We start from the raw sequence: 7,113 nt of genomic DNA on the forward strand, positions 1-7,113 counted from the left end.
TTTTGGGATTTCCGATTCCAGTGTCTTCAGTAACATGAGACCACTTTCTTTCTGCCCAAGCCCATTTTTCTCGAAGTCCCGGAATAACTGATTTTTTTTCTTTTCCTTCTCCTGCATCTTCCAGCGGCAGCACCAATTCAGGATGCAGGTATAAAATCAAACTGCTTTCCATTTCATCGGCATGATCTCCTTCTTCTTCAAAATATTTGGTTTTGTCCAATGCTTGAAACCAGTTACAGGTCATCAGCATCATTTCAGGAAAAATCAATCCCAATTCCCTTAGCATGGTCTTGAAATCATTGCCTCCATGACTGTTCACGATCAGAAATTTCTTGATTCCCTGTCTCTCCAATACAGTCAGAATATCTTTGAGAATAGCCATTTGAGTACTTGGGTTCATATTGATATCCAAGTAGATATCACTTTGACCTGTATTTACCCCAAATGGTATCGTAGGGAGAATGACTACTTTTGCGCCTTTTTCCCATGCATATTTTCCCGCACCTGCAGCCACTGCATCTGCTTCAAATATATCAGTGCCATATGGCATATGATAGTTATGGGCCTCAGTAGCACCCCAGGGAAGTACTGCCAATTCAAATCTTTTTTCTTTAAGTTCTTTCCAATTGGTTTCTGCTAGAATATATGGTCTCATGTTTTTTTTTTTTAGAAGCGAGAGATTAGAAGCGAGATGCGAGAGGCAAGAACCAAGAATAAAGATTCAAGACAAAAGAGTACAAAAGTTACTGAATATCAACTTTTAGTGATATAGTCTTTTGTCCCCTTTTGTTTCTTTTGTGGTTCCATTATTTTTTTGTTTGACCTGATGTCATTACCCTTTCGGAACATTTCCAAAATGTTAATTACTCGGGATGACGCCTGTCTTACTTAATCTTTCCCCATTCCCTTCACTAACTTCCTCAAAAAAATCACTGATGCCAAATTTATTTGTCCGTTTTTTTTTGAATCTTTATTCCTGAATAAATTTTGTGTTTTTTGCTCAAAAAAATCAACATGTCTGATAGAAGGTCCTTTCTTAAAAAAACCATACTTTCCTCAACCGTACTATTGCCCAGTGGAATATTGGAATCCTGTGCCAATACCATGAAAGAAAATGCAAATGAAAAATTCAAACCGCTGATACTTTCAACATGGAACCATGGCATGCCTGCCAATGACAGGGCTTGGGAAGTGCTTATGGAAACAGGTAGCTTGATTGATGCGGTGGAGGAAGGTGTAAAAGTGACAGAATTGGACATGGATAACCTATCTGTTGGGCTTCAGGGTTTGCCGGATAGGGAAGGGATTCCAACTTTGGATGCTTCTATTATGAATGGCGATGGTTCTTGTGGTACGGTGGCCTTTGTCAGGCAAATAAAGCATCCCATTTCTCTGGCAAGAAAAGTAATGGATGAAACGCCTCATGTCATGTTGGCCGGTGAAGGTGCCCGACAATTTGCCATTGCGCATGGTTTTCCTTTGGAATCAGAAACATTAAGTCCCAAAGCAAATGAACTGTATCAGGAGTGGAAAAAAACATCCTTGTACAAACCCATCATCAATATAGAAAATCACGACACCATAGGCATGATTGCACTTGGTGCTGATGGAAAACTTGCAGGTTCATGTACTACATCAGGTCTGGCCTATAAAATGCACGGCAGGGTGGGAGATAGCCCGATTATTGGTGCAGGATTGTTTGTCGATGGTGAGGTGGGTGCGGCAACGGCAACAGGTTTGGGAGAATCCATCATCAGGATATGTGGGAGTTTTCTGATAGTGGAATTGATGCGTCAGGGCAGAACGCCCCAAGAAGCCTGCGAAGAAGCAGTCAGAAGGTTGATCGCGAAAAATAAAGATATTGTCGATATTCAGGCAGGTTTTCTTGCCATCAATAAAGATGGAGAATATGGCGCTTATGCCGTTCATCCCGGGTTTAATTTTGCCAGACACCATAGCAACGGGAAAGACCTGATTGATTCAAAAAGTAAATTTTAAAAAGATGTCTATTTTATTGGAAGCTCCCGTTTTTACGGTAGAAGGGGGATTGAAAGCAGCGGAGTATGGAATTGACAGGTTAGAGCTTTGTTCGGATTTCGGAGAAGGAGGCGAAACTCCAAGTGCCGGAGCTTTGGCTTTTTTGAAGGAAAAAGTCCAGATTCCTGTTTTCGTCATGATCCGACCTAGAGGCGGGGATTTTGTGTATTCTCCTGAGGAATTGTATGTCATGAGAAAAGATATTGCCATCCTTAAATCCCATGGAGCTGATGGATTTGTGTTTGGGGCATTGGATAAGAATGGCCATGTAGATAAAGAGGCCTGCAAATACCTGATGCATGCAGTGGAGGATTCTCCATGTACATTTCACAGGGCATTTGATATCAGTAAAGACAAAGACAAAGCCATCGATGATATTTTTGCCTGTGGTTTCCAAAGAATATTAACTTCAGGTGGTGAAAATGATGTTACAAAAGGAATGGGTAATATCCTGAAATGGTTGGGTCAGGTTACCGGTCAAATCATCATCATGCCGGGAGGAGGCCTAAAACCTTTACATATTTCCGAACTGAATAATTCCGGAAAACTTAAAGAGGTGCATGCCAGTTGTAAAGCCTTTAGGCCCACTGAGAGCAAGTACTCCCATCCTTCGGTTACCCTTTCCAAAGATCCTGAGGCTTTCAATCAGGTACTTACCATTGACGGGTCATTGGTCAATGAATTTTTGACCGTAATTAAAAGCAATCAGGATAAATAAAATTTTTCATTTAAATAATTCTATCCTTTTTTCAAATTGGATAATCTGATATTCTAAATTTTTATATGGTAAAGTTATTTTTTTTGAAAATTAGATTTTGATGTCTGAATTTTTTGGGTTAAATTATTCGTCTCACTAAAAATGTATTTTGCTATGGTAAAAAGCTTTCAAGGCGTAAGAGTGGTTGAACCCAAAGTAACCGCAGCCCCAATTCTAGTAAAAGATCACATGAGCACCAACCTTGTCACCTTTCGTCCCAGAGATACCATTGACCATGTCCTGGATTTGTTGACCAAAAGGAAAATTTCGGGTGCTCCGGTAGTGGACAGTGATGGTAACCTTGTCGGCATTATATCAGAGGTGGATTGTCTGAAAGAAATCATCAAAGGTAAATATTCCAATACACCGACCTTTCCCGGAACAGTGGAAGAACACATGACCAAAGATGTAATGACACTTTCTCCGGATTTATCCCTTTTTGATGCTGCCCAAAAATTTCTGGATCTTAAGATCAGACGGTTTCCTGTGATGAAAGATGGAAGATTGGTCGGTCAGATCAGTTTGAGTGACATCATAAGGGCATTTCCGAAATTGAAGGAAACTACCTGGTAATCACACTATTTCTCAATCCTATTGACCTTGGCAGAGAAATCCGCCAAGGTTTTTTAATGTTTTCCAATTTGTTACTTTTATTCAGAAAACTGAAATTTCCCCAATTATGAAATCCACTCTGATTATTTTCCTAGTGATATTTTCAAACTTATTGAAGATGCCAATCAAAGCGCAAGATCAGACTCTAACACTGATGACTTATAATATATACCATGGCGAAGACCCCTATAACTTGGGAAACAGTAATATCAAGGAAATAGCTGAACTTATTAATGCTATCAAACCTGATTTTGTTGCCTTACAGGAAGTGGACAGTATGACCAACAGGACCAAAGGTTTTAACCCGGATGGTAAAAAGAACCTGATGTTGGAACTTGAAAAATTGACGGGAATGCAATCTTTTTTTGCCAAGGCAATAGATTTTTCTGATGGAGGTTATGGAGAAGGGATTTTGAGCAGACATCCCGCCATATTTGAGTCTTATGACTTACCTACACCCAAAGGAGGAGAGGGTAGAAGCCTGGCAATTGCGAAAGTAAATTTAGGAAATAGGGATTTGATTTTTGCAGGAACGCACCTCTGTCATGAATTTTCCGAAAACAGGACTGCTCAGGTAATTGCTGCTCATAAAATCCTGAAATCCATTGGATTGCCAATAATACTGACGGGAGATTTTAATTTTACCAATGAGGAAAAAGGATATGATATCCTGAGTGAACATTTTATAGATGCTGCATTGAAAGTGGGAAAACCCAAAAACACCTACTCTTCCAAAGAGCCCAAAATCAGGATAGACTATTTTTGGTTTGATATGAACAGTGAATGGGAAATTGAGTCCGTGGAAGTTTTGGATGTGATGCATTCAGACCATAAACCAGTGGTGGTCAAAGTCAGGTATTAATACCTTTTATACGAAAGGATTTATATCGCTACAGAGTGAAAGCCATCCCATTGATTTTAGAAAAGTAGAGTTGTTTGACCTTGCACTTTATCACAGAGATGCCAAAAGATTTAATTCAGTGTTGGAACGGATTGGATATGGTGATTTTCGTTCTGATGACTAGAGCTATGTTGTTGACAATCTTTCCCGCTGAGACGCAAAGACGCAAAGAATTAACTTGAAACTTTTCTCGATGGTGATAACCTTTAGATATTAGTTTTAATATAACACAAGTTCTCTGGTTAAAAAACTCTCGCAAATTTCCGGAATCTTTAGATTTTACTTGAATAATCAAGATGATTTAGTGACCGGCGGGAGAAAAATATTTGGCTTTAACCCTACTTTGTCTTGTTTGGGAATGATTTGTAAACCTGCCAGGTTTTTAACCTATAACCTGTTTATCTATTGCTTACAGGGCATAAACCTGGCAGGTTTTTATCTCTAACATTTAATTGACAAAGTAGGGTTAGCTTAGATTCTTTTTGAAGAACTCAATTGTTCTGCCCCAAGCTAACGCTGCTGCTTCTTTGTCATATCTTGGGGTGGAATGGTTATGGAATCCATGGTTGACTCCTTCATAAAAGAATACTTCATATTTTATGTTATTGGCATTCAATGCGGCCTCATAATCAGCCCATCCTGCATTTACCCTGGTATCCAGTTCTGCATAGTGCAATTGTAATGGGGCTTTGATTTTAGCGGCATCCTCGGCACTGACTTGGCCTCCATAGAAAGGTACGGAGGCTTTTAAGTCAGCCAAGCGGGCTGCCATCATGTTTGAGATCCATGCACCAAAGCAGAATCCTACGACTCCAACATTACCGGTACAATTTTCATTTTTCATCAATAATTCATAACCGGCTATAAAGTCTTCCAGGATTTCGTTTCGGTCTCTTTTTGCCTGCATGGCCCTTCCTTCATCATCTGTTCCCGGATATCCGCCAAAGGGACTAAGCGCATCCGGTGCAAAAGCAATAAAGCCATCTAAGGCCGCTTGGTGTGCAGTGTCTTCTACATAGGGATTAAGACCTCGGTTTTCATGTACCACCAATACACCCGGAAGTTTTCCTTTGGCATCCGCAGGACGGGTCAATAAACCTCTCATTTTACCTGCCCCTTTGGGTGAATCATATTCCACAAATTCTGAAATCAAGCGCGGATCATCCAGCTTAAAGCGTTTGGCTTCAGCATAATTGGGCAATAAAAAAGAAAGAATGGCAGACACGGTTAGTCCACCTACCGCATACACCGAAAGTCGGTTGACAAATTCACGTCTATCGATTTTACCATGGACATAGTAATCATACATGTCGAAAATCTCCTGATGCAGGTCTTCCTTTTTGATGGGACTGTTTTCCATATTTGCTCTCCTTTGATTTTTATTTCAATTAACAATCCTCAATGTAAGTAATTTAAGGATGAAAAATCCCTGAATAATGGGGAATGGATATAAAAGAGGAAATCAGGCAAGAATGTTTTTCAAAAGAAAAGATAAAGAAATTGAAAAAAGGAAAAGTCTCAAAATTTATAGGTTTTGAGACTAAATTAATCTTTAAACACATTTAATTTTCTAAATGGGGCGGGGCCTTTTCGCCCCGACCCATTTAGAAAATTAATTTACGATGGAGATATTTCCTGAAGTAATACTTCCCTTAATGCTGTCGGATGCACCATTGTCTATGGATAAGTTTCTACCGCCTCTTGAATTTCCCACGGTGATATTACCGGAGGTAGCACTCATTGAATAGTTGAAATCCCTGATATTGGAACTTGTCTGGATTTTGAAATTTCCGGAAGTACCGTTAAGCCTGGTATGGGGTCCCAATCCGGCATTTTTGGCATCCAGATTTCCCGAAGTCAGCTTAAGATCTCCCAATTCCGCGACATTGTCCAGTTTTGCATTGCCGGAAGTCAGGCTGATATTGACAAGACCCCTGATATCAGAAGCCTTAACACCACCACTCCCTGAATTATAGTTCAAAGAACCTGATACACTAGTGATTTCTGCCGAACCTGAACCAATCTGCCCTTTGACATCTCCATTGATATCTGAAAGCCTAATGGACCCGGACCCTGCTTTGGCATAAACATCGCCGTTAATATTTGAACCTTTGATGCTTCCTGATCCTACATTTAGGTTGGTGATATCCCCGGTTACTTTATCCACATTTACACTGCCCGAACCGGCCTTCATATCCAATTCGACACTTTGAGGTCCACGTATTTTGATATGGCCTTTGGTGCGAACATTTCCCCAATTGGACCGGGTGTTGTTCACGCTATGTGAAATCTTCAATACATTGCCCATTGTGACAAAGACGATATCCTGGTCATGGTTGGTGGATTCCAGGAAAGCATCAACTGATACTTCATTCCCGCTGTTGCCAAGGTATTCAATATCCAATGAACCCCCGGAAACTTCTATCTTGCTGATACCTGAAAAAGACCTGTTGACATCCACCAAAGTTTTCATCTGGGCAAAACTTGGGCTTGCTGAAGCTACTAATATTATCAGTAGCAAGTTTAGGTGTAATCTAATTTTGGTTTTCATAATGATTGTTGGAGTTTGTTAGAGAATGATGCCAAAGCTCAATGTGTTGACCTTGGGACCTTTATCAGTTTGAAACATTTCGTTAAAATCGTAATTCATAAATAAATCGACATCCCCTACACCGATTTCGACTCTTCCCCCATAGCGGAAGTCATTGGCAAACATATTACCCATCTGGAACTGTCTTCGGCGGTCACCGGTATCGTCACGGTAAACAAATTTCCCTCTTCCACCCAATCTCAATCCTGCATAGGG

7 protein-coding genes and 1 pseudogene are annotated in these 7,113 nt (G+C 40.3%); 4 read left to right on the top strand and 4 right to left on the bottom strand.

Features of this window, described 5'->3' with window-relative positions; genetic code table 11:
- Positions 1-655 (bottom strand): creatininase family protein (locus ACEW8O_RS19420; protein WP_373496287.1); only part of this gene is annotated, 655 nt, incomplete at its 3' end.
- Between the two features lie 359 nt (positions 656-1,014).
- Here ACEW8O_RS19420 and ACEW8O_RS19425 point away from each other — a divergent pair.
- From ACEW8O_RS19425 to ACEW8O_RS19440, 4 genes are all read left to right on the top strand, one after another.
- Positions 1,015-1,998, top strand: a complete 984-nt coding sequence (locus ACEW8O_RS19425; RefSeq protein ID WP_373496288.1) for an isoaspartyl peptidase/L-asparaginase family protein — start codon at positions 1,015-1,017, stop codon at positions 1,996-1,998.
- A gap of 4 nt (positions 1,999-2,002) precedes the next feature.
- The gene (locus ACEW8O_RS19430; RefSeq protein WP_373496289.1) at positions 2,003-2,755 is read left to right on the top strand and encodes a copper homeostasis protein CutC; all 753 of its coding nucleotides are present in this window, start codon (positions 2,003-2,005) and stop codon (positions 2,753-2,755) included.
- A 153-nt stretch (positions 2,756-2,908) separates the two neighbouring features.
- Positions 2,909-3,367, top strand: coding sequence for a CBS domain-containing protein (locus ACEW8O_RS19435; protein ID WP_373496290.1), 459 nt, complete (start codon positions 2,909-2,911; stop codon positions 3,365-3,367).
- Positions 3,368-3,524: 157 nt separating this feature from the next.
- Entirely contained in the window at positions 3,525-4,268 is a 744-nt protein-coding gene (locus ACEW8O_RS19440; protein WP_373496291.1) for an endonuclease/exonuclease/phosphatase family protein, read from the top strand.
- A 505-nt stretch (positions 4,269-4,773) separates the two neighbouring features.
- On the opposite strand, the gene ACEW8O_RS19445 is transcribed toward ACEW8O_RS19440, so the two are convergent.
- From ACEW8O_RS19445 to ACEW8O_RS19455, 3 genes and pseudogenes are all read right to left on the bottom strand, one after another.
- Entirely contained in the window at positions 4,774-5,667 is an 894-nt protein-coding gene (locus tag ACEW8O_RS19445) for a dienelactone hydrolase family protein (RefSeq protein WP_373496292.1), read from the bottom strand.
- Between the two features lie 252 nt (positions 5,668-5,919).
- A complete protein-coding gene (locus tag ACEW8O_RS19450; protein ID WP_373496293.1) occupies positions 5,920-6,858 on the bottom strand; it encodes a DUF4097 family beta strand repeat-containing protein in 939 nt (312 codons plus the stop codon).
- A gap of 18 nt (positions 6,859-6,876) precedes the next feature.
- Positions 6,877-7,113 (bottom strand): annotated as a pseudogene (locus ACEW8O_RS19455) (hypothetical protein); the annotation flags it as partial.

Source organism: Aquiflexum sp., assembly GCF_041749095.1.
Taxonomy (GTDB): domain Bacteria; phylum Bacteroidota; class Bacteroidia; order Cytophagales; family Cyclobacteriaceae; genus Aquiflexum.